This window comes from Spirosoma sp. SC4-14 (assembly GCF_037201965.1).
Taxonomy (GTDB): Bacteria; Bacteroidota; Bacteroidia; order Cytophagales; family Spirosomataceae; genus Spirosoma.
Genome location: NZ_CP147518.1, coordinates 5574901 through 5601845, shown reverse-complemented (window position 1 = coordinate 5601845; position 26945 = coordinate 5574901). Strand labels below are relative to the sequence as shown.

At 46.6% G+C, this 26945-nt stretch carries 24 protein-coding genes; 15 read left to right on the top strand and 9 right to left on the bottom strand.

Annotated elements, in window-relative coordinates; all coding sequences use genetic code 11:
* Positions 1-68 precede the first annotated feature (68 nt).
* Complete coding sequence (locus tag WBJ53_RS22945) at positions 69-599, bottom strand: hypothetical protein (protein WP_338870504.1); 531 nt, start codon at positions 597-599, stop codon at positions 69-71.
* Between the two features lie 209 nt (positions 600-808).
* On the opposite strand from WBJ53_RS22945, the gene WBJ53_RS22940 reads away from it, so the two are divergent.
* The 3 genes from WBJ53_RS22940 to WBJ53_RS22930 all read left to right on the top strand — a co-directional run bounded on the left by WBJ53_RS22940 (position 809) and on the right by WBJ53_RS22930 (position 2688).
* On the top strand, positions 809-1060 hold the full coding sequence (locus tag WBJ53_RS22940; protein ID WP_338870502.1) for a hypothetical protein: 252 nt from the start codon (positions 809-811) through the stop codon (positions 1058-1060).
* A gap of 186 nt (positions 1061-1246) precedes the next feature.
* The gene (locus tag WBJ53_RS22935) at positions 1247-1708 is read left to right on the top strand and encodes an SRPBCC domain-containing protein (RefSeq protein WP_338870500.1); all 462 of its coding nucleotides are present in this window, start codon (positions 1247-1249) and stop codon (positions 1706-1708) included.
* Positions 1709-1950: 242 nt separating this feature from the next.
* Positions 1951-2688, top strand: a complete 738-nt coding sequence (locus WBJ53_RS22930) for a hypothetical protein (RefSeq protein ID WP_338870498.1) — start codon at positions 1951-1953, stop codon at positions 2686-2688.
* Positions 2689-2952: 264 nt separating this feature from the next.
* Here WBJ53_RS22930 and WBJ53_RS22925 read toward each other — a convergent pair whose 3' ends face one another.
* On the bottom strand, positions 2953-3408 hold the full coding sequence (locus WBJ53_RS22925; protein ID WP_338870496.1) for a DUF2147 domain-containing protein: 456 nt from the start codon (positions 3406-3408) through the stop codon (positions 2953-2955).
* A 459-nt stretch (positions 3409-3867) separates the two neighbouring features.
* Between WBJ53_RS22925 and WBJ53_RS22920 the strand changes: the two genes are divergently transcribed.
* A complete protein-coding gene (locus WBJ53_RS22920) occupies positions 3868-4077 on the top strand; it encodes a hypothetical protein (RefSeq protein WP_338870494.1) in 210 nt (69 codons plus the stop codon).
* Between the two features lie 75 nt (positions 4078-4152).
* Here the strand turns inward: WBJ53_RS22920 and WBJ53_RS22915 are convergent, their stop codons facing one another.
* The 3 genes from WBJ53_RS22915 to WBJ53_RS22905 form a co-directional block, all read right to left on the bottom strand.
* Positions 4153-5289 carry an efflux RND transporter periplasmic adaptor subunit gene (locus tag WBJ53_RS22915; protein ID WP_338870492.1) on the bottom strand — a complete coding sequence of 379 codons (1137 nt, stop codon included), beginning with the start codon at positions 5287-5289 and terminating at the stop codon, positions 4153-4155.
* A complete protein-coding gene (locus tag WBJ53_RS22910; protein ID WP_338870490.1) occupies positions 5286-8528 on the bottom strand; it encodes an efflux RND transporter permease subunit in 3243 nt (1080 codons plus the stop codon). Before WBJ53_RS22910 ends, WBJ53_RS22915 begins: the two co-directional genes overlap by 4 nt.
* Before the next feature lie 96 nt (positions 8529-8624).
* A complete protein-coding gene (locus tag WBJ53_RS22905; RefSeq protein ID WP_338870488.1) occupies positions 8625-10055 on the bottom strand; it encodes a TolC family protein in 1431 nt (476 codons plus the stop codon).
* A 250-nt stretch (positions 10056-10305) separates the two neighbouring features.
* On the opposite strand from WBJ53_RS22905, the gene WBJ53_RS22900 reads away from it, so the two are divergent.
* Positions 10306-10746, top strand: a complete 441-nt coding sequence (locus WBJ53_RS22900) for a GNAT family protein (RefSeq protein ID WP_338870486.1) — start codon at positions 10306-10308, stop codon at positions 10744-10746.
* A 75-nt stretch (positions 10747-10821) separates the two neighbouring features.
* Here WBJ53_RS22900 and WBJ53_RS22895 read toward each other — a convergent pair whose 3' ends face one another.
* Both WBJ53_RS22895 and WBJ53_RS22890 read right to left on the bottom strand, forming a co-directional pair.
* Positions 10822-11784, bottom strand: coding sequence for a TlpA disulfide reductase family protein (locus tag WBJ53_RS22895; protein ID WP_338870484.1), 963 nt, complete (start codon positions 11782-11784; stop codon positions 10822-10824).
* Positions 11785-12399: 615 nt separating this feature from the next.
* Complete coding sequence (locus WBJ53_RS22890) at positions 12400-13437, bottom strand: aldo/keto reductase (protein WP_338870482.1); 1038 nt, start codon at positions 13435-13437, stop codon at positions 12400-12402.
* Between the two features lie 275 nt (positions 13438-13712).
* On the opposite strand from WBJ53_RS22890, the gene WBJ53_RS22885 reads away from it, so the two are divergent.
* The 5 genes from WBJ53_RS22885 (at position 13713) to hemF (ending at position 19239) form a co-directional block, all read left to right on the top strand.
* A complete protein-coding gene (locus WBJ53_RS22885) occupies positions 13713-14390 on the top strand; it encodes a response regulator transcription factor (protein ID WP_338870480.1) in 678 nt (225 codons plus the stop codon).
* Positions 14387-15670 (top strand): HAMP domain-containing sensor histidine kinase, encoded by a 1284-nt coding sequence (locus WBJ53_RS22880; protein WP_338870478.1) that lies wholly within the window; start codon positions 14387-14389, stop codon positions 15668-15670. Before WBJ53_RS22885 ends, WBJ53_RS22880 begins: the two co-directional genes overlap by 4 nt.
* Before the next feature lie 492 nt (positions 15671-16162).
* Entirely contained in the window at positions 16163-16633 is a 471-nt protein-coding gene (locus tag WBJ53_RS22875; RefSeq protein WP_338870476.1) for a hypothetical protein, read from the top strand.
* Between the two features lie 1048 nt (positions 16634-17681).
* Positions 17682-18308, top strand: a complete 627-nt coding sequence (locus tag WBJ53_RS22870; protein ID WP_338870474.1) for an ATP-binding protein — start codon at positions 17682-17684, stop codon at positions 18306-18308.
* A gap of 19 nt (positions 18309-18327) precedes the next feature.
* Complete coding sequence (gene hemF / locus WBJ53_RS22865) at positions 18328-19239, top strand: oxygen-dependent coproporphyrinogen oxidase (RefSeq protein WP_338870472.1); 912 nt, start codon at positions 18328-18330, stop codon at positions 19237-19239.
* Positions 19240-19267: 28 nt separating this feature from the next.
* Here the strand turns inward: hemF and WBJ53_RS22860 are convergent, their stop codons facing one another.
* Positions 19268-20371 (bottom strand): o-succinylbenzoate synthase, encoded by a 1104-nt coding sequence (locus WBJ53_RS22860; RefSeq protein ID WP_338870470.1) that lies wholly within the window; start codon positions 20369-20371, stop codon positions 19268-19270.
* A 93-nt stretch (positions 20372-20464) separates the two neighbouring features.
* On the opposite strand from WBJ53_RS22860, the gene lpxK reads away from it, so the two are divergent.
* From lpxK to WBJ53_RS22835, 5 genes are all read left to right on the top strand, one after another.
* The gene (gene lpxK, locus WBJ53_RS22855; RefSeq protein ID WP_338870468.1) at positions 20465-21520 is read left to right on the top strand and encodes a tetraacyldisaccharide 4'-kinase; all 1056 of its coding nucleotides are present in this window, start codon (positions 20465-20467) and stop codon (positions 21518-21520) included.
* A 52-nt stretch (positions 21521-21572) separates the two neighbouring features.
* Complete coding sequence (locus WBJ53_RS22850; protein ID WP_338870466.1) at positions 21573-23543, top strand: putative porin; 1971 nt, start codon at positions 21573-21575, stop codon at positions 23541-23543.
* Between the two features lie 101 nt (positions 23544-23644).
* Complete coding sequence (locus tag WBJ53_RS22845) at positions 23645-25390, top strand: GMC family oxidoreductase (RefSeq protein ID WP_338870464.1); 1746 nt, start codon at positions 23645-23647, stop codon at positions 25388-25390.
* 38 nt (positions 25391-25428) lie between these two features.
* A complete protein-coding gene (locus WBJ53_RS22840) occupies positions 25429-25860 on the top strand; it encodes a four helix bundle protein (protein WP_338870462.1) in 432 nt (143 codons plus the stop codon).
* A 27-nt stretch (positions 25861-25887) separates the two neighbouring features.
* Positions 25888-26529 (top strand): gluconate 2-dehydrogenase subunit 3 family protein, encoded by a 642-nt coding sequence (locus WBJ53_RS22835; RefSeq protein WP_338870460.1) that lies wholly within the window; start codon positions 25888-25890, stop codon positions 26527-26529.
* 64 nt (positions 26530-26593) lie between these two features.
* Here WBJ53_RS22835 and WBJ53_RS22830 read toward each other — a convergent pair whose 3' ends face one another.
* Complete coding sequence (locus WBJ53_RS22830; protein WP_338870458.1) at positions 26594-26911, bottom strand: response regulator receiver protein; 318 nt, start codon at positions 26909-26911, stop codon at positions 26594-26596.
* Positions 26912-26945 lie beyond the last annotated feature (34 nt).

Below are 26945 nucleotides of genomic sequence, written 5' to 3'. Positions count from 1 at the left end.
ACTGATGCTACAGACGGTTTAAAATTCATAGCGTATGACCCGCGCCCAAAGCACTTGTCCGATCCGGTTTAGTACCAGCGCCTTACCAATGAGAGCGTATAGCCCGAATAATTACCTGAAATTCCGTTGTTTGTATCGGTTTTCTGGCAGGTTACAACGGTGTTGTTTTGGGTGTAGGTTAGTCGCTTTGTGGCTGTTGGGTCAATAGTATAGCCCAGGCGAATTAGCTCATTCTGCAATTCTTCGCATTGTTCTTTAGAATGAACCTGATAGAGCAGTATGTCTGAACGGCTTGTTCGAACATATTGAATAACAGATGACGCCACGGTTGGTCGGTTCAGCAGCGTATTGCCCGAATAAGCAAACAAACAGGTCCACCCCGTGAGTCCCCCTTCGCTTTTGTAGCATATAAAATTATTATGAAACATGTACTGATCGAACTGGGCTGGCGGAGTGCTCATGTAGGTAAGCAGATCTTTCATTTTTACCTGTTGAGAAAACGCGCTCTGAGTGCATAGCAGAAAACAAGCTATTCCCAAAAAACGGGAAACCGGTCGGCTACGTAACTGGGTAGTGCAGATGCGAATGAATAAACGCATGGAGAATGGTGGTTGGCTTAAAATAGAACCTGCAAATTATGGGCCATTTTACCCTAAGAACACAGCAACTTTGTGATGAATCCAACCTTTACTGATAAGCAGATACCATATAATAAATATAGTAACAATTGGTGTATTATGTACACAATGAATAAGAAGTACTGCGTATTTTTGGCAGCAATTAACCTACCTCCCGTTACTTGATCGTTATGCCATCGCTTCTTTTGCAAAAATATACTGAACTTAAGGCGGCAGCTGCTGTTGCTACCGATGTAGATGCCGTAAATGAGTTGATGGTCGATATTCTACAATTGTTGCATCAACAGTTTACGGAAACATCGGGCTCACAAAAAGCCGTCTACGAACGTGCCTACTCTTTTCTGAACTGTACCGTATCAGCCCATTACTCCACCCGGCAGGATACTTCTAATCAATACTATCTGAGTGAAATGGGCCAGTAGGTAGGCCGTGATATTGAGGTGGCTTTACAGGCTTCGAAAAACCAGCGTACCAGCTAATTAACGCCCGAAAAAAGCCGAATCAATCAGATAACTTCAGGGAAAGAGTGCACTCACGTGAGGCTACTGACATAAGGTTGTCACTTTCCAGACTTTGCTTTGTTAACAAACCAACACAAACGCAAGGACATGGAAAACCAGTTGATTATTGAAAACACGATTCTGATTAATGCCGCACCAGCAGCCGTTTGGGATGCCCTGACCAATCCGGAGCAAACAAAAAAGTATATGTTTGGCTGTGAGCCCATAACCGACTGGCAGGTGGGCAGTCCGCTGTTGTGGAAAGGAAGTTTTGATGGAACCGAACTGGTTGCCGTGAAAGGAACGATTCTGAAAATTGAACCTGGATACTTTCTGACCTACACCACAATTGACCCTAATTCGGCCATTGAAGACATACCGGAAAATTATTTGACCGTTACTTATGCTGTATCGGCAGAAGGAAAGCAAACCCGTCTAGCTGTTACACAGGGCAATTATGCAACTGTGGCCGACGGCGAAAAACGCTACCAGGATACACTGAGCGAAGGCGGCTGGAACGCTGTATTAGAGCAGATAAAACAGATTCTCGAAGTTAACAGGGTGATATAAAGCCTGCCCGGATTGCATATATATAACTTATTATGGACCCTTATTCGTCTCATGAGGGAAGGGATTTTATGGGGCGGATAGGGGACATGTGCCAGGTTAATAGGCACTAATTCCACTACTCAAGCAGATGCCCTCCTTCAACAACTTGGCGCTTTGTTTCCAGATTTATATGGACATGAGTTTTGTCTTAATTATATTCATAGGAACGAGCGTCTCTTTTTCCTGTAATTTACTCAGCAACTATGAAAACTTTACTCTGCTGTCTTCTGATCGCAATTGGTTTGTCTTGCCAAAAGACCCAACCTGATACCATTGCCCCTGAGTATCACGACTGGTACACTCTCAAAGCACCCATTGACGAACCTATTCAGGCGATATGGGGTGAATGGGAGGAGACTTTATTGATTGCCACTACATACAGGCTATTTCGCTCCACGGATCAAGGCAAAAGCTGGCAACAAGTCGATCAACAGCAACAGGGTATTTCTGGCATTGTTCAACACCAAGATACCCTATTTGTCATGAATGGTATCACCACATACGGAACTAATGGTAGCTTCAGGCAGATCATGAGTAATGTAGCAAAATACAGTGTCGATGAAGGCCAAACCTGGCAAGTTTATAGAAAATACAATCCCTATTTTGATCGACCCAGATTAGAGCCTATTGATCAGAAGCTCTACATTAATCCGGTCACGACCAAAACGGGTACGATCTATACTATTAACCGGGAGTTTATTACGGGTTCGGCAACGAGTGGGACCTATGAAACACCAGGTGTAATTACAGACAGTGGTCGTGTCATTGAGCTACCTCAATTGCATCAACTGAACAGTTTATACTTAGATACGCAACAACGGCTCTACATCTCCGGTACAGATGCAGTCTGTGGGCGAGGCCACTCAGGGCAAGCCTTTTCGTTTTGTAATAGTAAAAATGGGCGGGGTGTCGTCTACATCTCTAAGAATCCATTGCCCTAATCATGGCGGGAAAGCTAACTGAATAGTAAATAATGGTGGCTGACGATGCAATGCAGAATCAGCCATATTCCGGCCTTAACCACTTCTTGATCCTGACAACTCACCTCATTTGACTGTGACGACCAGCCTAAATTCAATCCAATATCAATATAAGGGACGTCTATAAAATGGTACGGGCCGATCCGAAAAATTACGGTTCGTCTCGGAGTCACGTTCAACTTGTGGTCACGGCTTCACTACCGTGAATTGGCTTTTATTTCTAATTTACTTCACCCGAGTCCAGGTTTTGGTTTTCCCAAGAAAGGGCATTCCCAGAATATAGCCGTGAAAATCCATCGAATTCTCATCTTTTAGCGTGACATCGCAATTATACGTTTTTCCATCTTCTGGATTATAGATCTGACCTTCGGCCCAGACATTTCCGCCTTTGTAGACCAGATTACTCAAAATTGGCAGATTCATCAATGGGCGGTTTCGTAGCTTCTCGTCGGGGTTTTGGCTATCTACTTTGGGTTTGTTGGTCAACGGATCGTTTGGCTCGGCCATCCAGACCAGCTTTCCATAGTATTTGTTGCCCTGTTTATAAATCTGAACCTGATTCTTCTTTCGAGCACTCAACCACTTGCCAAGTACAGCATCGGGGTTGCCCGGTTGAGAAGAGAAAGCCGAAAGTGTCACCGTAAGTAGTAAGAGCAAGGCAACAAGGCGGTGTGCATTCATAAATTGATTAATGATCGACTGTTGTTTACTATAAACTCAGAAAAGTGGGCTTATGATTATTGATACGTTGAATGATGAAAAAGCTACCTCAAACCCGCAGTAGCCTGTGGCTGATTTCGACAGCACTATGGATTAGACAGTGAATTCACTATAAAGATTAATAGCTCGTTAACGATTGTTTTTAGAGTTAGAGGCAGATTGGGAGCCGGGGAGATCGTAAGCGAATTAGCAGAGGTTTACTAGTCGTTTTTCTTTGTAGTTATACTGGAATAACATCTATCCCAATAAACGTCTGAAAAAGCTCAATCGTGTGTCGGTGCTTATCAATTCACAGGGCTCTTTTGACAGTTGGGTGGTTTTTCTATACAGTTTATCCGATAACGACTGGCAACTACTCTGATGTGGTATGAAATTTAAACCGCATAATTCCGATTGTCAACCTCGAAACTAACCAGCATCATGCCTGTAGAAGCCGTTTATTACGTATATAAAGTTCATCGGGTTCCGAACCTCGACGAACCTCGGACAACTAGCCCTAAATTATTTGATCTGCCTAAAACAGAACCTAATCCACATAAAACCGAACAGTCGGCCATTGATTATATCAAACGGCAGAAAGAAGCCATGTGGGCGTATACGGTCATAAAAGTTTATGAACCCAGAGGCTGAATCTGTATGGGTGGGCTACAAATGAAAACTCCCCGCCTGTGGTTAAGGCGGGGAGTTGACCAGAAAGACAACGAATTACTTCGTTTTTATAGCCTGTCCGTCCCGTATTTCTTCGGATGCCGCTTTAACAATAGGTTCGCCCTGTTTCAGGTCGCCAAAGACTTCGACCAGACTGTCGACTACGTTGCCTTTCTGCACCGAGACCCATTGCGCATGATTGTTGCGGACCCGAATCACGAACATTTTTTCGCTCGAACTCACCACCGATGTGGCAGGCACGAACAATGTCTGAGATGAACGCTCGATGGGTAATGTTACATCGGCATACATGCCCGATTTTAGTTCGTGCGAGGTGTTGTTAACATCAAATTCAGCCATCATGGCGCGGTTGGTTTCAACCAGACTTTCGGCGCTGCGGGCCAGTTTGGCATTGAACAGACGTTCGGGAATGGCATTGACCGTAAACGAAACCGAACTTTTGGCCGGTAGCTGATTGGCAAATGTTTCGGGAATAGCCACCGTCAGGCGCAGGGTTCGGCTGTCTTCCAGTACAAAAAGCGGTTTTCCGTTGTCGGCAGCACCCACCAGAGCGCCGGGGCTGATATTTCGTTCGATAATCATTCCGTCGAAGGGTGCCGTAATGGTCAGGTATTGTCGAAGTTCGGTTTTGGCCTGGTAGTTCGAACGGGCAGCCTGCACTGATCCTTTAGCTACGGCAACCATTGCGCTGTCGGCCTGCATTTTGGCCAGAGCCTGATCCAGCTCGTTGGCCGACACCGCTCCTTCCATTCGGGCGGTTTGCTGAAGCCGAGTGTAGGTGAGCCGACTGGCGCGGGCGCGGGTCGTTTGTTCAACCAAAGCTGCTTCCTGCGCCTGTACCTGCGCCTGCGCCTGACTCAGTTCGGAAAGCACTTCTGGTGCATCGAGCCGGGCCAATAGCTGACCTTTCCGAACGAACGTTCCCCGATCGACGGGAATATCGCGCACGAACCCTTTCACTTTAGCGTAGATACTCACCCGGTTCCAGGGTTTCAGCTCACCCGGTAGTGTAACCCGTTTACTGGGTTGCAAGGCCCGTACGGCAACGGTAACTATCTGAGGTTCGGCTACGTCTGGGTGAGCATTCTGTTTGGTATCGTTGCCAGAGGATGAACAGGCGGCTATGCCAGCGGCCAGCGATACCGGCCAGACTAATCGAATAAACGGTTTCATAGGGAGCGGACCGCCGGTGCCGGGGTCAGTTGATTGTTAAAGAATTTGCTCTCCGGATCTTCCGGGTCGAGAGATACCGATTGCGTACTTGATTTAGCCTGGAGCTGGTTAAATACGCAGGGGAGAATCAGTAGGGCTGCCAGTGTAGAGGCAATCAGACCACCAATAACAGCCTGACCAAGTGGGGCAATCTGATCGCCCCCTTCGCCAAGTCCCGATGCCATTGGTACCATGCCAGCAATCATGGCAATGCTGGTCATAAGAATGGGCCGAATCCGGCTGTTAGCTGCCAGCACAACGGCCTTGCGGCTATCGCCAACATCCAGCCGCAAGTTTTCTGCGTTTGTCACCATCAGAATGGCATTGGCAACCGATACACCCACCGACATGATTAATCCCATGTACGATTGCAGATTCAGCGTGGCACCACAGGCCAGCAACATCAGCAACGCTCCGGCAACTACGGCCGGAATGGCCGACAGAATCACGAGCGAGAGTTTAAACGACTGATAATTTGCAGCCAGCAACAGGAAGATAATGACAATGGCAACCAGCAACCCTGTTTGTAAACTGCTCAGCGTATCGGTCAGCAGACTGGTCTGCCCACCCATCTCAACAATAACACCGCGGGGCGGTTCGCCCGCATTCCGGATGGCCTGCTCTACTGCTTTCTGGGCCGTACCGAGGTCTTTTTTCTGTAGGTTGGCCGTAATGGTCACCAGTCGATTTGGGCCAGCGCGGTCGTATTCGCCGGGGGTAGTTCCTTCGGAGAACGTTGCTACATCAGAAAGCAGTGGGTGCATGGCTCCACTTTTCAGCGGAATATTACCGATGTCGTTGGTGCTGCTCATCTGGTATTCGGGAATTTGAACCTGAACCTGATAAGCGAGTCCTTTGGCATCATCGAGCCAGAGATTTTTGTCTGTAAATCGGCTCGACGAAGTGGCTGCCACCATAGACCGGGCTACCTGTGTCGACGTAACGCCCAGTTGTCCGGCCCGTTCGCGGTTCATGGTTACATTCAGAACTGGATACGCCAATGGCTGGGCAATCTGTACATCGCGCAGGAAATCGATTTTGGCCATTTGTTCACGGATTTTGTTCGCAAACCGTCCGGCTTCTTTCAGGTCTTTGGCCGCAACGGTTACTTCGATGGGCGTTGCAGAGCCCTGGCTCATAATTTTTTCGGTAAGCTCGATCGGCTCAAACGACACATTGGCATTAGGCAGGGCTTTGGCAATGCGGGTACGCAACTGCTCTTTCAGGTCGTCCATCTTTACCGGATGCTCTTCGTTCAGCGAGACTTGCATCACCGCTTCGTGGGGGCCGCTATTGAACACAAAGATGTTGGAGGTTCCATAGCTGGATGGAACGGTGCCGACGTAAGCCGATGATATTTCTACGTTTTCGGCGCCAACTTCATCCTTTATAATATCGAGCACTTTCAGCGTGGCCAGTTCGGTGCGTTCTACGCGTGTTCCGTCGGGAATCCGCAATCGCATCTGAAACTGATGACTATTGCCGTGGGGTAGAATGTCGGTACCGATCACCATAAAACAAACAACAATCAAGGCCAGAGAGCCCGCCAGATAGCTCCCCACAACCAGTCCCCGGCGATTCAGCACGTTTTCCAGAAGGGTTGAATACCGCTGTTTAAACTTTTCGAAACCAGTTGGGTGGGTGCTTTTATGGGCTGCGTCATCAATAATGGCGTGGCGTTCCTGTGCATCGAGAGCAAGCGTGGGAGCTTCGTGCTCGGGATGACTTTTCAGTAGCCAGTTGGCCAGCACCGGCACAAAAGTCTGCGAAAGCAGGAACGACGCAATCATGGCAAAACCTACCGATAGCGATAACGGAAGAAACATGGATCGGGGAACGCCACTCATCACAAACGCGGGGGCGAAAACGGCCAGAATCGCCAGCAGAATCAGAAATTCGGGAAAGACGATTTCCTTACAGGCGTCCCAGATGGCTACGGCTTTGGGTTTACCCGTTTCCAGATGCTGGTGAATGTTTTCAATCGTTACCGTGGCCTGGTCGACCAGAATCCCGATGGCTAGTGCCAGCCCCGATAGGGTCATGATGTTGATGGTTTGCCCACATAAGTTGAGCATAATCACTGCCGACAGGATCGAAATGGGAATCGTAACGACCACAATAATTACACTGCGCCAGTCGCGCAGAAACAGCAGCACCATCAGACCCGTTAGCACAGCACCCAGAATACCTTCCGTTACGAGGCTTTTCAGGGCATTGGTTACGTAGACCGACTGATCGAATTCATACGAGATTTTAATGTCTTCAGGAACCGCTGCCTGTAATTCGGGCATAGCTTTCCGGATATTGCTAACCACATCCAGTGTTGAGGCATCCGATTTTTTGACCACCGGAATATAAACTGCCCGACGACCATTGATGAGAGCATAACTCACCGTGACGTCGGCACCATCTTCAACTGTAGCAATATCGCGCACAAAGACTGTTGGGCCCGAGCCTACCCGAATTGGTATGTTCAGGAAGTCGTCAGGGCGTTTAACCAGCGAGTTCACTGGTGTCATCAACGCTTTGTCGCCAATACGAATATTACCGGCGGGCGATGGCTGATTGTTGGTGACGATGGATTTGATAACCTCTTCGGGAGTAAGTTGATAACTGCGGACCAGTTGCGGGTTCACTTTGATAACAATGGTTCGCTGGTTACCTCCGAAGGGCGGAGGACTGGATACGCCCGGAATTCGGGAGAACATGGGCCGCACCCGCGACGAAGCAAAATCCTGAATTTCGTTCAACGAGCGACTGGGGCTTTCGAAGACTAACTGACCAACCGGAACCGAACTGGCATCGAACCGAACAACCTGCGGAGGTACGGTTCCTTCGGGCATATAGGCTTTTGCCCGGGAAACGTTGTTGGCCACTTCGGCAGCGGCCTGGGCCATATCGGTACCCGGATAAAAGGAGAGTTTGATAAGCGATAGGCCCTGTATGGTTTTCACGTCGACATCGCGAATGCCCGACACATACAGGAAGTGATCCTGATAGCGGGTTGCAATAAAACCGTCCATCTGGTCTGGAGCCATACCACCATAGGGCTGCACAACATAGATGGTGGGCAGATCGAGGTTGGGGAAAATATCGACCGGAATCGTAAACAGCGACATGACGGAAAAGAAGAGCAACCCAAGCACGGCTACCACCACCGAAATCGGCTTCCGCAACGCAGATCGAATGATATTATACATAGTTTGTAAAGTTTTCGGTTTTCAGTTTTCAGTGCTCCACAGAAGCAGGAAACCTAAACATGGCGGAGCACTGAAAACTGAAAACTTACAATTCGCTTATTTCACCTGATTCATAAATAAGGACAAGTCACCCTCAGCGGCCGCTTTCAGAAGCAGATACCGCCAGACATTGCTGATGGCGACATAGCCGTCGACTTCGGCCCGGTTGAGCGTAACTACACTTTGCAGTAGGGTGGGCAGGTCGGTCAGGCCGTTCTGGTAGCGCGACTGAGCCTGATCGTAGGCTTTACGGGCGGCCCGTAGCTGAATGGGAGCCTGCCGGGCCTGTTCCAGCGCCACCTGATATTGCGTTTCAGCTTCCTGATATTGACGCGAGATTTGGAGTCGTTGTGTGTTATACAATTGGCGCGATCGCTCCACCAGAAACTGATCGGCACGAAAATCCTGACGGGTTCGCAGCAGATTGGTTAGATTCCAGCGGGCAACAAACCCAACCAGGTAGTTGCCTACCTGATAGCCAAGTCCGTTGATCTGATTGTTGAGAAACATATCGCCCTGACTGGCAAACCCTGAGCCACGGGCATTGCCAGCGCCAACTACCGAAATAAGCGGCATACCCGAGCGTTGGGTCGCTAAACTGCGAGCCGCCGATAATGTGATCTGTGAGTGAGAGAGCCGTAGAGCCGGGTTCTTTGGCGACAGAGAATCCGACAAAAAGTTGCCGTTGGGAATTGTGCTATAGAACTGCATACTATCGATCTGTATACCGTTCTGAAGTTGCCCCACCAGTTCGGACAACCGCAGCCGCTGGACTTGTTCCTGTTGCTGACTCTGGAGTAGCAGAATCCGGGCCCGAACGGCTTCGGCCGTTGCCAGTGCACTATCAACACCGGCACGCATTCCTGAGCGGACGCCCGAGTCGACTACCTGTTTGAAGGTTTGGGCCCGTTCGAAACTACTCTGCTGAATCTGAACCAGTTTCTGGTTGATTAATAGAAGCAGATATGCGTCGATGGTACGGACCTGGTGCTGGAAAAGCTCGTTTTCATAGTCGGCCTGGCTGCGTTGGAGTTCCGCTTTAGCAGTGCCGATAGTAGCTTTTATCCGTCCGAACGTAATGGCTCGCCACTCGATGGAGGCACTTGTGAAACTTCCGAAACTGGCCTGTGAGACAGGCACGGCCCGTACGCCACCCGAAGTTGAAATATTGGTGCCTTCGTTCGGAAAAAACGAGTTGTTGAGGCTATTGCTGGTTGCATAATTATACTGATCCTGTACAATCATAATGGGCAACAACTCCGTACGACTGGCCTGAAGTCGTCGTTCTGCGCTACTAACTTCGGCCTGTTTAGCCTTAAGCAAGGGGTACTGTCGGATGCTTTGGTCAAGAACCTGATTCAAATTCAGAGATTGAGCCTGTGTATGAACCGTTATGAGACTGGCACCTACGTATAGAAGCCAGCTTTTTTTTCGTCGGTACCTGACCCGAATCGGTTGAGGAGCCTCCAGAAAACGCGAGTAGATCATTTGGTGTCAACCTGTCCGGCTATGGTCTGGCTCACGGACAGGTAGCTGCAAAACACGATTTCAATTCTGGAAACATTTGGGAAAATGGGTCTTAGTCAGATGATTTAGCGCTTTTTTTGACGATTAATAAAATAGATAGTACCTTTTGTCGATTGATAGCGTAAAAGAGATACTAAACCCAGTCATTCGAACGGGTTTCTTCGTTCATTCATAATTGGGGCGTAAACAAGCAGGTAATTCATCTACAGCAATGGACCTACTTCCTATTTACCAAACCCTGACAGAAAATCGGCAGTTTCTGGGGCATCCCGACTGCGAACCTGCCCTGCAAATGAGTGTCGATTTTTTTAATCGAATAGGGTATGACCCGCCCTGGAATGGTTATTTTGTGCAGCTTGATGGTTCAATAGTAGGAAGTGCGGCTTTTAAGGGAAAACCAAAAAACGGCCGGGTCGAAATTGCGTATGGAACAGTAGCCCGTTATCAAAACCAGGGAATCGGTACGCAAATTTGCCAAAAGCTGGTTGAGCTGGCATTGGCAACCGATTCTGCTGTTGCCATTACGGCCAGAACATTACCCGAAGAAAATTATTCGACCCGTGTTCTGAAAAAGAATGGATTTGAATGGCAGGGAATGGTTTGGGACGAGGAAGACGGCGATGTATGGGAATGGTTGTATGTGAAACGGTAGTTATCGGCCATTTTTCATTGGAGATAGGGCCAACAACCAATGGCTGGTATTGCTATCATTCGCAATGGTGGCAAATTAGTTATGAAGCAAATCATTAAGTTGAGCGTCGAGTTCCGCTACTGTCATATCCCGACCAATCATTATTCTGTTTGCATCCAGCAAAACGTTATCGGGCATACGGTCTATTGCAAATTTATCCTGAATGATAGACGAGTTCATGAAGGCCTGAACCTGAATCCAGGGAAGTGGATAGTCTTTTAGAGCATCCAATCTCAAGGTTTTATCGAATTCTACTGAAATGGTTACAATTTCCAGCCCCAGCTTGTAATACTTAGCATAGAGTTGCTTTAATTCCTGATGGCGTTGCTGGCAATCGAGCACAGTGGGTATCGAAAAATCGAGCAGGATGTATCGGTTGGTTAGCGTGGATAAGGTAATGTTTGTGCCCGTTTGGTTGGGAAGACTAAAGTCCGGGGCTTTTTGGCCTAACTTTTTTTGAGCGATTTTCTGGCTTATTTCTTTGAAGGAAGGATAAGCAGAAAAAGAAGAAAGCTGCCTGAAAATGGCCTGCTTCTGGGCGTATGGAAAGTAAGATGTGGCGAATAAATACCAACTGGAAGGTACTGTAGGATGAGCCAGAATCATCTGCGCAATTGTATTCTGATCGGTGATAAGCAGTGAGTCAATTTCATGCTTGAGCCGGAAAGCAGTAAGGCTATCGCCATTGTGCAGGGCATTCTCCATTTCTATTCGCCAATCAGGCAAAGCATCATGAAGTTGATTTTGCCGGGTTTTATACTCAAACCAGAGTTCACTACTGGACGAACCGGAAATCAATGGTTGAATTGACGCGGTTGGATCGATACTAAGGTCAATACGCGGTGAATCGATAAAGAAATGAACGTCTTCTTTGTTGCCATCGACCCACAGATAAGCCGGGCTCGGTTCAGCAAGGTTTACCGAAAACGTAGCACTTCGGTTGTGAACAACAGCGGTGTCGATCACTACCGATTGATGCAATGGTCTTGTTACAATCATAGCCTCTCGCCCTTCCCAGCTTTTCGGAAAAAAACAGTTTATAGTTGAGGTAAACTGCGCATATATATTAGCTGAAAAAACTAGAAAAAGGCCAGTAATAAACCCCGGTAGTCTGCTATAGTCATTAGTCATTGGCTATCGGTCATTAGCTGGTACTTGTCTAAGTTAGACCTAAAAGGTTTCCAAAACCTTTTAGGTCTGTTTACAATTAACCAATGATAAAGAATACATTCTTATCGTTTCTTGGTGATTGTATCACCGACAGGCAAGATGAGTACGTTAGTTATAGCCCATTTACTTTAAAAAGTAACCCAAAGATTAGGAAGACGACAAAACTTAGCCATAACTGTTTCATTATATACCTAATCAGTACTAATGGAAAAAAACTAATCCACAGCAAAAACCAAGAAATAGACAGTCTATGCTCGTTCACCCTTGTTGATAAAACATCGGCTAGAAAGATAAAAAGTTCATTGTTAAAAACTACTATCAGTGTAGCCAACGTATAACAAAGAATAACTATTGGGAGTTTTCTATTTTCGTTCATAGCCATAAAGTAAACTTTGGTGGTTAGTCATTTGCCATTGGCTTGATTCCCAATAACAAATGACTAAGCTACTGCCTATAGAAATTAGGGATCGGATTGAGAGCGGGCGATTTGCGCTGATGCCAATAGGGGTAAATCGGGTCGCGATTGCTGGCGGCATCCAGTTTTTTGATCTGATCCGTTGTTAGGTTCCAGCCTACTGCGCCCAGATTTTGCTTCAATTGCTCTTCGTTTCGGGCACCGATGACCACATTACAAACTGTTGGGCGCTGCAATACCCAGTTCAGGGCAACCTGCGCTACAGTTTTGCCGGTTTCTTCGGCTACTTCATCCAGAGCATCGACTATCCCATACAAAAATTCTGGCGCAATGGCCGGCCCTTCGCCACCACCCTGCGCAATACGACTCTCCTGCGGAAGTGGCTGGCTACGACGGTACTTACCTCCTAAACGCCCAGCCGAGAGCGGGCTCCAGACAATGGTTCCAATGTGCTGATCCAGACCAAGGGGCATCAATTCCCATTCGAACTCCCGGCTTAAGAGCGAGTAATGGGCCTGATGCGCCACATATTTCGACCAGCCATAGCGTTCTGAAATGGAAAGCGACTTCATCAGATGCCAGCCCGAAAAATTCGAACAGGCAATGTAACGCACTTTACCGCTCTGCACCAGGTTGTCGAGCGCATTGAGCGTTTCGTCAATGGGGGTTTGGCTATCGAAGCCATGCATATGGTAGATGTCGATATAATCGGTATTCAGTCGACGCAGACTGTCTTCGCAGGACCTGATCAGATGAAAACGCGAAGAGCCATAGTCGTTAGGACCACTGCCCATTTTAAAGGTAGCCTTGGTCGAAATCAGGAGTTTGTCCCGAAGACCGTTGATGGCTTTCCCCAAAATTTCTTCTGACAAACCGAGCGAATAAACATTTGCCGTATCAAATAGTGTTAAACCGGCATCGAGGCAAAGGTTTACCATTCGGGCTGCCTCTTCTACCTGGGTCGCGCCCCAGGCTTTGAAAAAATCGGTTCCACCTCCAAATGTTGCGGTTCCAAAGCTCAGTACGGGCACTTTTAACCCCGAAGCACCTAATCGTCTATAGTCCATACGTTGTTTAATTATGTTGAAACCCTGTCATTGTGAGTAGTGCGCAAGTTACTAACTATCTGAAACGAGAGGTGACAGGCCGAATAAAGGATTATGTTTAACGTTGTGCTGCCACAACTGCTCAGTCGATGGTGTACATACGATATGGAGACAACTTGCGGGGATTACCTGTTAAGGAGAAAACACTGCGATTGCGGAAAACAAAGGAGAGAAGATGTCCTAAATCTTTCCAGAATTGACGGCTATTTTGGCACTTGATCTGGATAAACAACGGTATGAAAGTTCTGGTAGTTGAAGACGAAAAAGGATTGGCCGAAAGTATCACCGATTATATGGTGAAAGAAGGATACGTTTGCGAAACGGCAGCTACATTTCAGGATGCCGATGAAAAAATATACCTCTACACCTACGATTGCATTATTGTTGATCTAACGCTTCCTGATGGCGATGGTTTTCAACTAATTCAGGCTTTGAAACGGCTCGCTGCCACCACCGGAATTATAATTATTTCGGCCCGAAATGCTCTGGAAGATAAACTCAGAGGCCTGGAAATTGGCTCCGACGATTATCTGACAAAACCGTTTCATTTATCAGAACTGAATGCGCGGGTAAAATCATTGCTTCGTCGACGGCAGTTTGGTGGTCATACCGAAATTCGTTTTCAGGAAATTGTGGTGGTGCCGCATACAAGAAAGGTTTTTGTGCATGGTCAGATCACAACTTTGTCGCGTAAGGAATATGATCTGTTATTGTACTTTTTGTCGAATATTGATGTAGCACTGACCAAAGCATCGATTGCCGAACATCTTTGGGGCGACAACATCGACTCCGTCGACTCGTTCGATATGGTCTATTCCCATATTAAAAATCTACGCCGAAAACTGATCGAAAAAGGCGGTGCCGACTATGTGCAGTCTATATATGGTATCGGCTATAAATTTAGCAATTTGTGAAACTACTCGTTAAAACGAACCGCATCTATCTGGCTTTCTCGCTGGTTATTTATTTGCTTACAGCACTGGTATTTTACCAGATTATTCGGCTGTTGATTTATGATGAAGTAGAAAGTCGGTTGCAGGTCGAACGCCGGGATTTCGAAGCCTATATCCGTATGCATAACACATGGTCGAGCAGTCCTTATTTTGTTGAAAATAAAATTGAGGTGATACCGCTCACTCATAAGCCTGGGTCGTTGCAGGAGTCTTTAACCGATACGCTGATTCAGAATCGATACGACAACGAGCTGGTACCTTTTCGGCAATTAACCTTTTATGTGCCCATTCAGGGAGTATGGCATCGGGTTTCTATCCGTAAGTCACTCATTCAGACGTATCGGCTTATTGAGGTAATTACCGTAACTATGGCTACTTTTTTAGGTATATTACTCCTGGGTACATTCTGGTTTCAGGGAAAATTATCGGGCCGACTCTGGCATCCATTTTATGATACCTTATCGCGGATAAAAGTCTTTAATCTCACTAGTGGTCATCCGTTAAAATTATCTCATTCTGAAATCACAGAATTTAATGAACTAAACGAAGTTCTGAAAAAAATGGCGGATAAGATGCAACAGGACTACCGCAGCCTGAAGGAGTTTACCGAAAATGCATCTCATGAAATGCAAACACCGCTAGCCCTTATCAATGCAAAGGTAGAGCAGTTGATTCAGAGCGAAAAACTGACTGAATCGCAAACAAACTGGATCGAGTCTATTTATCAGGCTTCCCGGCGTATGGCCCGCTTAAATCAGGGATTATTATTATTAGCCAAGATTGAAAATCACCAGTTTCAGGGGAGTCAGCGGGTTAATTTGACTCAGTTGCTAACCGAAAAATTGCGGGATATGGACGATGTTCTTTCATTTAAGGCAATCGATGTTTGTATACAGGCAGATGAACCTTTCACTATACAATTGCCTGTTGCACTCGCCGATAGTCTGGTAATGAATCTGGTTAATAATGCCATTAAACATAATATGCCCGGTGGTCAGATAAATCTTCAATCGACGCTGTCGTGGTTGTGCCTGAGCAATACGGGCGCTAAACTGGTAAATGATCCCCTACGGCTTTTCGAGCGATTTAAGAAAGAAGGAACCGGAACCGACTCCGTTGGATTGGGCTTGTCGATTGTTAAACAAATCTGCGATAGCTATGGCTTGCAGATAACTTACGCAGAAAATGGAGGGCAACATCTGTTTTGCCTGACGCAGGCACTTCCCGACAAAATAAATTAAAAGACCCGTTAGCATTTGTACATCCTCATCCTGATGGATTATTCGGCAGTAGCCCATTTTATGAATGCTATTTTTTTCGCCGTTATAGCAAACGTATAAATGATTTTGTTTGCATATGTACAGGGCAAATGATACGTTCAACATAATTAATGTATCTGCCTATAGGTAATCATTGACTTGTGCAGAAAGGTGTTACCTTGTTAAAGAGCATCTTTTTAAAAATCTGGAATGGCTTTTTGTTTACGATTGAACGTTTCCGGCTCATAGGCAATAATTTATCCGCTTCTATTTTAGTAATTCCTTTTTTGTCTGGAAAAGCAGCTTCTTAATTTTGGTAGCCGATTAATTTATTTTTCTCTCAACTATTAATTCCTGCTTTAAACCGTAGCTATTATTGAAGATGCTTGCGGAATAAATGGCAAAAATTACTGATATACAATCAGACTTATTATATTCGCGTTTGAATTATATCTATAAAAAACTAGGCTTAGTATGAAAGCAACTCAAATTCGGTTCTTTTCGCCCCAGGAGAACAGCAAGCCAAAAGAGAAAAAAGTTACAAAGTCAACCCCCATTACCGGCTATATCTCGTCGGCAGGAAAGCTTGTTTTTCCGCAGAAATCAATTGCTAAATTAGACTTTGACCCGAGCAATGCGAAGTTTAAAATAGGTGCTGAAGAAGGAAAACGGAAAATTAAATCGTTATATCTGGTTCCTGCTGGCGACGATCAGGATGGTGCGTTTGTTCTGGAAAAGGCAGCTAAAAGCTATAGCGTTTCGTTACCTTTTATTCTACAAAACAACGGTATTGATTATACGAGAACTAAATATCTGTTTACGGTTAAGCCCTTCGATTTTGGCGATGGAATAGAAGGATATGAATTGCAGCTTAACGATCAGGCACCTAAAGCTGTTTATACAGGCAAGCCGCGTGGCCGAAAACCAAAGGTAGCACAAGGATAGAGTTGTAGTAACTGTCTGGAGTAAATAGTATCAGTCATTAAGCCCCGTAAACTAGTCCTTACGGGGCTTCTTTATAGCCTGTTCAACTAGCCGTTTTAAGTTTATATAATTTATACTATCTGTAGAATGCAAATAAAAAGAATAGTAATATAAATTTTAGACTATTATTTGTGATTTTATCACCCTTAACCTCCTATTAGTAAATTTATTATTTAGGATATATAGAAGGTGGGAGATATACCAATAGGCAGTAATAACTTTATATACAATTACTCGCTTAAACGTACTCCCTATTATGAAAATATTATTATTGGTTGGTGTATTGTTCGCCGTCTTCCTGATAGGTTCTCTAATTTATTACCGGATTACTTTTAAAGCTCAATGTCCGGCTTGTAAGCAGGAAATTTCGCTTGAACGAACCGCAAGGCCCTTCCTCTTTAAAAGTTTATTGTTCTTTTTGCCAACAAAAGGCTACATATGCTACGCGTGTATGAAGCGCTTTGTGAAAATAGGTTAATCTGTTTGTCTGTAACGGACCCATGAAACTGATTGCAGATTTGGACTAGGAGCGTTTCGTGCAGAATCCGCAATTTTTCAATCGACGAATATGATTTGCCAACATACAATCTGATAAAAATGCGTAAGCAGTTGTAAATAAGTAATTTATGTTTTTGATTAGCATTGCTGTTTGTAAGCTGGCGTTTTATGGATAGAGATTAAACGGTGGCTTATGGGCAATTTGCCTTGTTATATTGTCTGAATCGGTTCTACGGCTTCTGCTAATTGAAAAACACCACAATAGCGCTATTCAGGCGAAAACGCTATACTTATAAGCTTCAATAGGGCTAGAACTAAAAAAGGTATTGATGCGCTGGCTGTTTCGGCATCAATACCTTTTTTATATATTTAGCTTCAGTTATAAGTTCTGAGCTATTCTGTTCTGAATAATGATAGAAAGAGTCGATAGTGAATATTCCGGGAAGTTAACTTGTGCATGGCTGGAGAACAAAAAAGATGGACAACTCTTCAACTTTTTTGTTATTAATCTATGACAAGAAACGATCTCAACAGTATTATTTCGCAGGGAGAAAATATTCGTTTGGAGTTTAAACGATCTATTTCTTCACCTCAACGAATAGCCCGGACATTAGCAGCGTTTGCCAATACAGTGGGGGGCGAACTGCTGATTGGGGTATCTGACGATGGAAAAATTGTTGGCGTACCTTCTGAGTTTCGGGAAATTCGTAAAATTGAAGAAGCAACTGACCAATTTGTTGAACCGGCCCTTTCTGTAAGTTATGAAGTATTGGCCCCCGATGGCCGTATTGTCTTACTGATCAGGGTTGCTGAAAGTGAAGAAAAGCCGCATTATGCAGTTGACGAATCCGGAAAACGAACTATTTATGTTCGCGCTAAAGATAAGTCAGTGCCAACCAATCGATTAATTATCACGCCAGAATCTGCCGGGAGTCAATTGCTGCAATCGCCTACTGCCCGAACACTCATTCAGTTTTTACGTAAAAACGATCATATCACGGCCGATCGGTTTGCCAAACTAATTAATGTATCAGAATACCGGGCGGGTAAGTTGCTTCGCCAGCTTGCCGAGCAGGGGTTGCTGCTCATGATCGACAAACCACGTCCGGTGCGGTATGCGTTGAAGCTTACAGAATGATCGTGTGTATCTTTGCGCTATGACATCGGAACAATTTATCAATAAAGATAGCATTACCTCTTTTTTTACAGATCTCCAGGATCGAATCTGCCAGGCATTGACAGAAGCCGATGGCGCGGGGCAGTTTCGGGAAGATAGCTGGCAACGACCCGGTGGGGGCGGAGGCCGATCACGAACAATTGCCGAGGGAGCTGTTATTGAAAAAGGAGGAGTTGGCTTTTCGGCTGTGTACGGCGAAGCTACACAGGCTACATTGCGGACGCTGAACCTGTCGACCCCGGCCGATTTCTACGCAACGGGAGTTTCCATTGTATTGCATCCGCATAGTCCAATGGTGCCGATTATTCACATGAACGTTCGGTATTTTGAAATGAGTACGGGGCAGAGCTGGTTTGGGGGCGGCATTGACCTGACGCCACACTATGTAGTTGAGGAGGATGCCCAGTGGTTTCACGCCTATCTGAAAAACGTTTGCGACCGGCACGATGCGTCCTACTACGCTACATTTAAAACCTGGGCCGACGACTATTTTTTTATTCCACACCGGCAGGAAACACGAGGTATTGGCGGTATTTTTTTCGATTACCTGAAACCATCAGACGACACACACAAAGCTAAGCTGTTCAGCTTTGTGCAGGATGTAGGCAACGCGTTTGCGCCTATCTACACGCATTTCATGCATAAGAATAGGGATTTGCCGTTTGGTGAACCCGAAAAACAGTGGCAGCTATTGCGTCGGGGGCGATATGTAGAATTTAATCTGGTGTGGGATCGGGGAACAAAGTTTGGCCTGGAAACCAATGGCCGTACCGAATCGATTCTGATGAGTATGCCACCGCAGGCTAACTGGACGTATGACTTTCGGCCTGAACCCGGCAGTTGCGAAGAACATACACTCGGTCTACTACAAAAAGGTATCGACTGGGTTTAATAACAAGCTTTATTGATCTGGAACGGTACTACGACTGCATACTACCGTTCGATAGGGCCGCAAAATCCCAGGCGTGGGCCGGGTTGTAACAAAGGTTACCCCGTTCGATGAAAAGTGGGCTCTCAATATTATTATGATAGAGTTGCCCTGTTCCCAGTCCTTGCGGAATAAGATGCCTGAATTGGGCAGTATACTGTGCAATAGCGTTCAGGCCAATATTCGATTCAAGAGCAGAGGTTATCCACCAGCCAATATTTAATCGTCCGGCCAGCTCAATCCACTCGTCGCAATGGCGCAAACCGCCCAGCAATGTAGGTTTCAGAATAATAAACTGCGGTTGAATTTTTTTTAGGAGTCTGAATTTATGCACATACTCCATTTGCCCGATTAGTTCTTCATCGAGAGCAATCGGCAAGGGCGTGTGGTGGCAGAGTTCGGCCATGAGATCTGGTTGCCCAGCCCGAATCGGTTGCTCAATGGAATGGAGTCCGTAGGTAGCCAGCCGTTCCAGCTTATTCATGGCTTCTGCGGGCCGGAAGGCACCATTGGCATCAACCCGCAACGTGATTTGTTCGGGCGTAAAACGTTCGCGAATCATAGCCAGCAGATCGCATTCCTGCTCAAAATCGATAGCACCGATTTTTAGTTTCAGGGTCGTATAGCCTTCCCGAAGCTTTTCTTCAATCTGTTGCCGCATGAACTCGGGCTTTCCCATCCAGATCAATCCGTTGATAGGCAATGCCCGATGGCCGCGGGTAAAGTCAGTTTCCTGAATGATGCGTCGACCACCTGCCAGAAAGTCGAGCATGGCCGTTTCGAATCCGAATAAAATGCTTGGAAATTGCGGACTAATGAGTTGATTAAGGATAATAGGCACATTCCAGCTAAACAACTGTAAATCCAGATCGCTAAATTCCGTACAGTTTAGAGCCAACTGCTGTTCAAAATCCGGACGGTCGTCGTAGCTTAAGCCTTTCAGTGGGCCGCATTCACCATAACCAACAACTGTTGGATCTTCGTCGTCAAATAACCGAATGATATAGGAAGTTTTTTCCGTAAGTATGCCGCGTGACGTACCTGCATCGAAGCGAAAATGTAATGTGTATTTCAGGTAGTCAGCTCTAAGACTCATTGTACCGGAAGGTATGGCGGGTGTTCACAATCCTAAAAGTACTACTTTTGATAGCTCAATAAAGTCAATGTTACGAAATTATTAGCGAAGCAATTGGCCGCTTTATTACTACTCTTGCCATTCAGTAGAATCTATGGTTTGATTACGGATATTCGTAATTGGTTGTACGATAGAGATTTATATGCTGTCTATAAATCGGATCGATGCGTAATCGCCGTTGGCAATCTAACGGTTGGTGGAACCGGAAAAACACCTATGATTGAATATTTGATCAAACGGTACCAGTTTACCGGTCGGGCTGTACCCCTTGAGACGGCAACACTCAGCCGGGGTTACGGTCGGCATACAAAAGGTTTTCGAATTGCCAGCAAACAGGACTCCGCATCGACAATTGGCGATGAGCCGCTCCAATTATTCCGCAAATTTAATCAAACAGTTCGTATCTGCGTTGGCGAACGCAGAGCCGAGGCTATTCAGAAACTTCTGGCGAGTTATCCCGAAACAAATCGAATCTTGCTCGATGATGCCTTTCAGCATCGGGCTGTGAAGCCTCAGTTCAACCTGCTGCTTACCGACTATAACCGCCCTTTTTATACCGATCATCCGTTTCCGGCCGGGCGTTTACGTGAGCGCCGTCATGGGGCTCGCCGTGCCGATGCTGTGGTGGTAACGAAATGCCCCTTAACTCTTTCTGACATTGAACAGAACCGCATCCGGGAGTCGATAAGGGTCTACGCCCGCTCCGAAACGCCTGTATTTTTTGCCGGGTTGCAGTATAGCTTCCCCGTGCCGTTTTCCGGTTTGGGGGTGTTTGCCAATCTGGATCGGGTAATGCTTGTATCGGGCCTGGGTAATGCCGATCCTCTGGAACAGTATGTATCCCGAACGTTTCGGATGCGCACGCACCATCGGTTTGCCGATCATTATGCCTATTCCCGTTCTGAACTCGATCAGTTACTGGCAGCTTTACAGCCTGGCGAAAGCTTGCTGACAACCGAAAAAGATTGGGTAAAACTGAGTGCGTTGCTCAAACCTGACGAATTAAACCGGCTACCCCTCTATTATTTACCCGTTGAAATGGCGTTTCTTGACAACTCCAAAACTGAATTTGATCGACTGGTCGATGAGATTCCTTTTAAAAAACGTTAATCAGTACTACCACATTCCGGGCATCTAGCGGTTTTGCTGTACTTTTGACTTAATGAATCGAAGCGTATTTTTTCTTTTCTTCCTCGTGTGCCTGATCGGCACAGCTCAGGCACAACAGTTTCCGGGTGGGTTGCAGGTACCGAATGGGTTTGGGCAACCAACAAGGCCAGGTAGCTCGACCGGAAGCAGTGGCTTTACGGGCATCGACGATACAACCAAAGTTATTTATGGCCCCCGGACAACCCGGTATATACTGGAGGAGGATGTGTTCAATAACCGGAAAAAACTCTATACCATGGATACGACCATGGACGATGTACACCGGTTTTTATATGTGCAGCGTAGCCTGAATATGTACCAGGATTTGGGTAATCTGGGTACACCCATGAAACCCGTTTTTATTCAGGAACCCCAGCAACTGGGTGCCCAAACGGGCTACTATGTGTTTTCGCCCTATGCGTACCAGCCCATGCAGGTAAAATATTTCGACACCAAGTCGCCCTTTACAGATATGTATCTGGCACTGGGGGGGCATAATCAGAATATTCTTCGATTCGATTTTGCGCAGAACATTACTCCGCGCTGGAATGTAGGCTTCAATGCCCAACGATTTACGTCACAAAAGCAGTTTGGAACCAGCGGAGCTAATGATCCTACAAAGCTTCTGGCGCAGAACTGGGGATTTCTGGGGCATACCAACTACCATTCCAAAAACAACAAGTATACGCTGCTGGCTCATTTCATCAACATGAATCATAGCCTCGATGAGCAGGGGGGAGTTTTACCCGGAACAAATCTCGATGGTAGTACAAACCTGTATGCCTACACGGGCGATGCCAGACTGGTCAGTACATCGACAACCGTGCAGGGGCCACATGGGAACGAGATTCGTAACGATTGGCATGTTTACCATCAATATATTCTGGATCAGGGGTTTCAGGCGTATCATAAACTCGATTACCAGCGGCACAAAAATTCGTATCACGACGATGCGCTGTCGCTCAACTACACGTTTTATCCGGCTATTCTGGGCGATACATCGCATATCTATCAGGATGCGCGCTTCCGATTGCTGGAGAATCAGTTTGGTTTGAAAGGAATTTATAAACGGGGCGAATCGGCATTCAATTACCGGGCCTATCTGCGGAATCGGGTATATGGCCAATACACGCGTTACAATACCTCCGAAACGAATGAAAACGAATACGAAACACGCCGGTTCGAAACATTTCTGGGTGGTTGGTTAGGCTATTATTTTCCCGATAGCTTGTCGCAGGTAACGGCCGAGGTTGAATATCAGGTAGGGGGTGGGTATCGGCTCGAAGGACAACTAAACAGCAAGTTTCTGACGGCTGGCTACTCGTCGATATTGGCTAATCCAACGCTTTTGCAGGAACGCTTTCAAAGCGACGTTTTTTTCTGGCGAAATAACTACAATCTACGGGGCTACAACCATGCGTTTGGGAAGTTGAACCTTCGTTATAAAAAGCTATTGCTTCAGCCCGGCCTGGACTATTACTTACTCAGTAATTATGTCTATTTCGATACCAATGCCGTAGTTCAGCAGCTTAATGGCTCGTTTAGCGTATTACGAATAGGAACAGGCTACAAACTGGAAGTCGGTAAGTTTTTGGCGGCTGGTCAGGCCTATTACACCGTTCAGTCCCGAAGGGATGTGTTGCGGACACCCCCATTTTTCATGAATGCCCAGTTCCAGTACGAATTACTCTACGCCAAAGCATTATATATTCAGGTTGGCATCGATCTGCATTATAAGTCGCCATATTATGCAGATGCCTATATGCCCGTAACGCAGCAGTTTTATATACAGAATAAACAGCAGGTAGAAGGCTATGTGCTGGCCGATCTTTACGCCAATTTTCGGGTCAATCGAACCCGGCTGTTTGTGAAATTAACCCATGCCAATCAGGGGGTATTTCAGCCCGGCTATTTTGTGGCCCCCGATTATCTGGCCATGCGACGTGGCTTTGCGTTTGGAGTCGACTGGTATCTGTTCGACTGAGCCTAACCTACTGATGGGTAATAATGGCCGTTTTCTCTCTTTACCTCGTATATTTAGGCTGTTTTCGTAGAGTACATAATTAATAACCTCAACTTTTTTACATGGACTCCTTTCAGATTAAAAAAGCCCCGGCACAGTATGACGTCGCTATTGTAGGCTCAGGCGCAGGTGGTGGTATGGCCGCCTACATGCTTGCCAAAGCCGGAGCGAAAGTTGTGTTGCTGGAAGCTGGAGGATACTTCGATCCTGCTGACCCTAAGTATATTACGCAGTTGAAATGGCCCTGGGAGTCGCCCCGGCGTGGTGCCGGAACAACCCGTGCTTTTGGTGATTTCGATGCGGCCTGGGGGGGGTGGGATATCGAAGGCGAGCCATACACAACGGTGAAAGGGACCGAATTTCACTGGTTCCGGTCGCGGATGCTCGGTGGGCGCACCAACCACTGGGGGCGGATTTCGCTCCGGTTTGCACCTGACGATTTTCGTCGTAAAAGTATGACGGGAGTGGGTGAAGACTGGCCGATTGGTTACGACGACCTGAAGCCTTTCTACGATCGGGTCGATAAATTGATTGGCGTATTCGGATCGGTAGAAAACATGCCTTCTGAACCCGATGGTATTTTTCTGCCTCCGCCAAAACCGCGCCTACACGAGCTGATGATTCGAAAAGGAGCGAGGAGCATTGGTATTCCGGTTATTCCGTCGCGGTTGTCGATTCTGACCAAACCCATTAATGATGAGCGTGGCCAGTGTTTTTATTGTAGCCAGTGCGGACGGGCGTGTCAGGCTTATGCCGATTTTTCGTCGTCGTCGGTATTGGTAAAACCGGCCCTCAAAACGGGCAACGTAACGCTGATTAATGGTGCCATGGTACGCGAAGTTATGACCGACCCGGCAACAGGACTGGCAACTGGCGTAAGCTACGTGGATACGCTGTCGTTGCAGGAGAAAACAGTGATGGCAAAAACGGTTGTGCTGGCGGCTAGTGCTGGCGAAACGGCCCGGTTGTTACTCAACTCCAAATCGGCTCGATTCTCAACGGGATTGGCTAACACCAGCGGTGTTATTGGTAAATATATTAATGACTCCACTGGTGCCAGTCGTTCGGCATTTGTTCCGGCTCTGATGGACCGGAAGCGCTACAACGAAGATGGCGTAGGTGGAATGCACGTGTTTACACCCTGGTGGCTCGACAACAAAAAGCTCGATTTCCCGCGTGGGTATCACATCGAATACTGGGGTGGCATGGGTATGCCTGCCTACGGTTTTGGCTGGGGAGTTGAAGCACTGAATGGCATGATTCCGGGTCGCGATGGTAAAATGAAACCGGCTGGCGGCTATGGTGCCGGTCTGAAAGACGATTACCGCCGGTTCTATGGTGCCTATGTTGGTATGGCCGGTCGGGGAGAGCCGGTGCCAATGGAAAGCAACTACTGCGAAATTGACCCTAATGTGGTTGATAAATACGGAATTCCGGTGCTTCGGTTCCATTACAAATGGTCGGACTATGAAGTGAAGCAGGCCAAGCACATGCAGGATACCTTCGAAGAAATAATTCATTCGATGGGCGGTATTGCCTTAGGCAACAAGCCTGGTCCTGAGAATAATTATGGCCTGGAGGCACCCGGTAAAATTATTCACGAAGTGGGCACCGTTCGGATGGGTAACGATCCGAAGTCTTCGGCTTTGAATAAATACCAGCAGGCACACGATGTGAAGAACCTGTTTGTGGTCGATGCCGCGCCATTCCCGTCGCAGGGCGATAAAAACGTTACCTGGACCATTCTGGCCAGTTCGATGCGTACGTCGGAATATTTAATTGATCAGGTTAAGAAGAAGAATATTTAAGGTTTATCGTTTTTGGTTTATCGTTTATTGTTCCTGCCATGGCGACTATTCAACGGTTTGAAGAGTTGACAGTGTGGCAGGATGCAAGAATGCTATCGGGCCAGGTTTATGAACTTACGCAAACTGGGGCTTTTTCAAAAGAATTTGAACTTAAAAACCAGATAAATGGCTCCAGCGGATCGGTAATGGATAATATCGCCGAAGGATTCGGGCGCGGGAGCCGTGCAGAGTTTAAACAGTTTTTAGGCTTTTCTTTAGGCTCAGTTTCTGAAGTTAAGCCTCAACTTTACCGCGCTTACGATAGAAAGCATATAAATGAGCATTTTTGTAATGCCCTTTATGAAGACGCTGATAAAATAACCAAGAAGCTGATTAGTCTAATGATATATTGGGGAGAATCTTCCTATAAAGGTGTAAAGTTTATGAGCGAGGATGAAATTGAGTACCAAACCATAAACCAGAGACGATAAACCAGAAACCTAAAAAACTTTCAACGAATGAAACGCAGAGATTCCTTAAAAGCTTTTTCCCTGGCTGGGTTCGGGCTGGCCGTATCGCCAGTTGAAGCTGCCGTTCCGGCTCCACCCGATGTCAAACCGCCTATTAAAGTGCCGGGTGGTCGGCAGAAATTTGAAGCTGAGCGCGATGCAAAGCTCAATGCGGAAAAGTTCTTTACTCCACATGAACTCCAGACGGTAACGGTGCTGAGCGATATCATCATTCCGGCCGATGAGCGGTCTGGAAGTGCATCGCAGGCGGGCGTTCCAGCTTTCATCGAGTTTATGATGAAAGATCAGCCCAATAACCAGACACCTATGCGGGGTGGTATCCGCTGGCTCGACAATACCTGTATGAAGCGTTATGGTAAGCCATTCGTACAATGCACCAAGGCGCAACAGATCGATATGGTGGAGCAAATTGCCTATCCAAAGCAGGTAAAGCCCGATATGACTCAGGGCGCATCGTTTTTTTCGATGATGCGAAACCTGACCGCAACGGGTTTTTATACCAGTCAGATGGGGATCAAAGACATCGGCTATGTAGGTAATGTCCCGAATCAGTGGGATGGTGTGCCCGATGAGGTGTTGAAACAGTATAACCTCGCTTATGAAGAGCGTGAGCTAACGCAGGGGAAATAAACCTGGGTTGACTGATAAAACGGCACATCCCGAAAGCGTAAAACTTTCGGGATGTGCCGTTTTATCAGTCGTTATTTTGGTTCAGCGAAGCCAATGCCTGGCGAATTTCGCCAGCCAGCAAGCCACTTCCACCACCATAGTGCTCCACAACGATGATGGCGGGTTGTTGGCTACAGAACTGTTTCCGGAGTTGGGCTTCTTCGGCTTCACTCAGTCCATTGCCCAGCAACACCAGATCGAAACGCTGCTCCTGGAAGAGACGAATGGCTTCGGGGCAGGAGTCTGCAACAACTCCATCCCATTCGTTATGGCTATTAAGTAGCCGTAGCATAACCGGATTAATTTCCGAATTAAGACCGATATAAAGAATGTGCGCTTTCATGAAAGAATAACTTTACTCGTAGTCGGTTCCGGTT

Bases quoted from the DNA above. Each gene is read 5' to 3' on its own strand.
- WBJ53_RS22945 (WP_338870504.1), bottom strand. From the start codon at position 599: ATGCGTTTATTCATTCGCATCTGCACTACCCAGTTACGTAGCCGACCG.
- WBJ53_RS22940 (WP_338870502.1), top strand. From the start codon at position 809: ATGCCATCGCTTCTTTTGCAAAAATATACTGAACTTAAGGCGGCAGCT.
- WBJ53_RS22935 (WP_338870500.1), top strand. From the start codon at position 1,247: ATGGAAAACCAGTTGATTATTGAAAACACGATTCTGATTAATGCCGCA.
- WBJ53_RS22930 (WP_338870498.1), top strand. From the start codon at position 1,951: ATGAAAACTTTACTCTGCTGTCTTCTGATCGCAATTGGTTTGTCTTGC.
- WBJ53_RS22925 (WP_338870496.1), bottom strand. From the start codon at position 3,408: ATGAATGCACACCGCCTTGTTGCCTTGCTCTTACTACTTACGGTGACA.
- WBJ53_RS22920 (WP_338870494.1), top strand. From the start codon at position 3,868: ATGCCTGTAGAAGCCGTTTATTACGTATATAAAGTTCATCGGGTTCCG.
- WBJ53_RS22915 (WP_338870492.1), bottom strand. From the start codon at position 5,289: ATGAAACCGTTTATTCGATTAGTCTGGCCGGTATCGCTGGCCGCTGGC.
- WBJ53_RS22910 (WP_338870490.1), bottom strand. From the start codon at position 8,528: ATGTATAATATCATTCGATCTGCGTTGCGGAAGCCGATTTCGGTGGTG.
- WBJ53_RS22905 (WP_338870488.1), bottom strand. From the start codon at position 10,055: ATGATCTACTCGCGTTTTCTGGAGGCTCCTCAACCGATTCGGGTCAGG.
- WBJ53_RS22900 (WP_338870486.1), top strand. From the start codon at position 10,306: ATGGACCTACTTCCTATTTACCAAACCCTGACAGAAAATCGGCAGTTT.
- WBJ53_RS22895 (WP_338870484.1), bottom strand. From the start codon at position 11,784: ATGATTGTAACAAGACCATTGCATCAATCGGTAGTGATCGACACCGCT.
- WBJ53_RS22890 (WP_338870482.1), bottom strand. From the start codon at position 13,437: ATGGACTATAGACGATTAGGTGCTTCGGGGTTAAAAGTGCCCGTACTG.
- WBJ53_RS22885 (WP_338870480.1), top strand. From the start codon at position 13,713: ATGAAAGTTCTGGTAGTTGAAGACGAAAAAGGATTGGCCGAAAGTATC.
- WBJ53_RS22875 (WP_338870476.1), top strand. From the start codon at position 16,163: ATGAAAGCAACTCAAATTCGGTTCTTTTCGCCCCAGGAGAACAGCAAG.
- WBJ53_RS22870 (WP_338870474.1), top strand. From the start codon at position 17,682: ATGACAAGAAACGATCTCAACAGTATTATTTCGCAGGGAGAAAATATT.
- hemF (WP_338870472.1), top strand. From the start codon at position 18,328: ATGACATCGGAACAATTTATCAATAAAGATAGCATTACCTCTTTTTTT.
- WBJ53_RS22860 (WP_338870470.1), bottom strand. From the start codon at position 20,371: ATGAGTCTTAGAGCTGACTACCTGAAATACACATTACATTTTCGCTTC.
- WBJ53_RS22850 (WP_338870466.1), top strand. From the start codon at position 21,573: ATGAATCGAAGCGTATTTTTTCTTTTCTTCCTCGTGTGCCTGATCGGC.
- WBJ53_RS22845 (WP_338870464.1), top strand. From the start codon at position 23,645: ATGGACTCCTTTCAGATTAAAAAAGCCCCGGCACAGTATGACGTCGCT.
- WBJ53_RS22840 (WP_338870462.1), top strand. From the start codon at position 25,429: ATGGCGACTATTCAACGGTTTGAAGAGTTGACAGTGTGGCAGGATGCA.
- WBJ53_RS22835 (WP_338870460.1), top strand. From the start codon at position 25,888: ATGAAACGCAGAGATTCCTTAAAAGCTTTTTCCCTGGCTGGGTTCGGG.
- WBJ53_RS22830 (WP_338870458.1), bottom strand. From the start codon at position 26,911: ATGAAAGCGCACATTCTTTATATCGGTCTTAATTCGGAAATTAATCCG.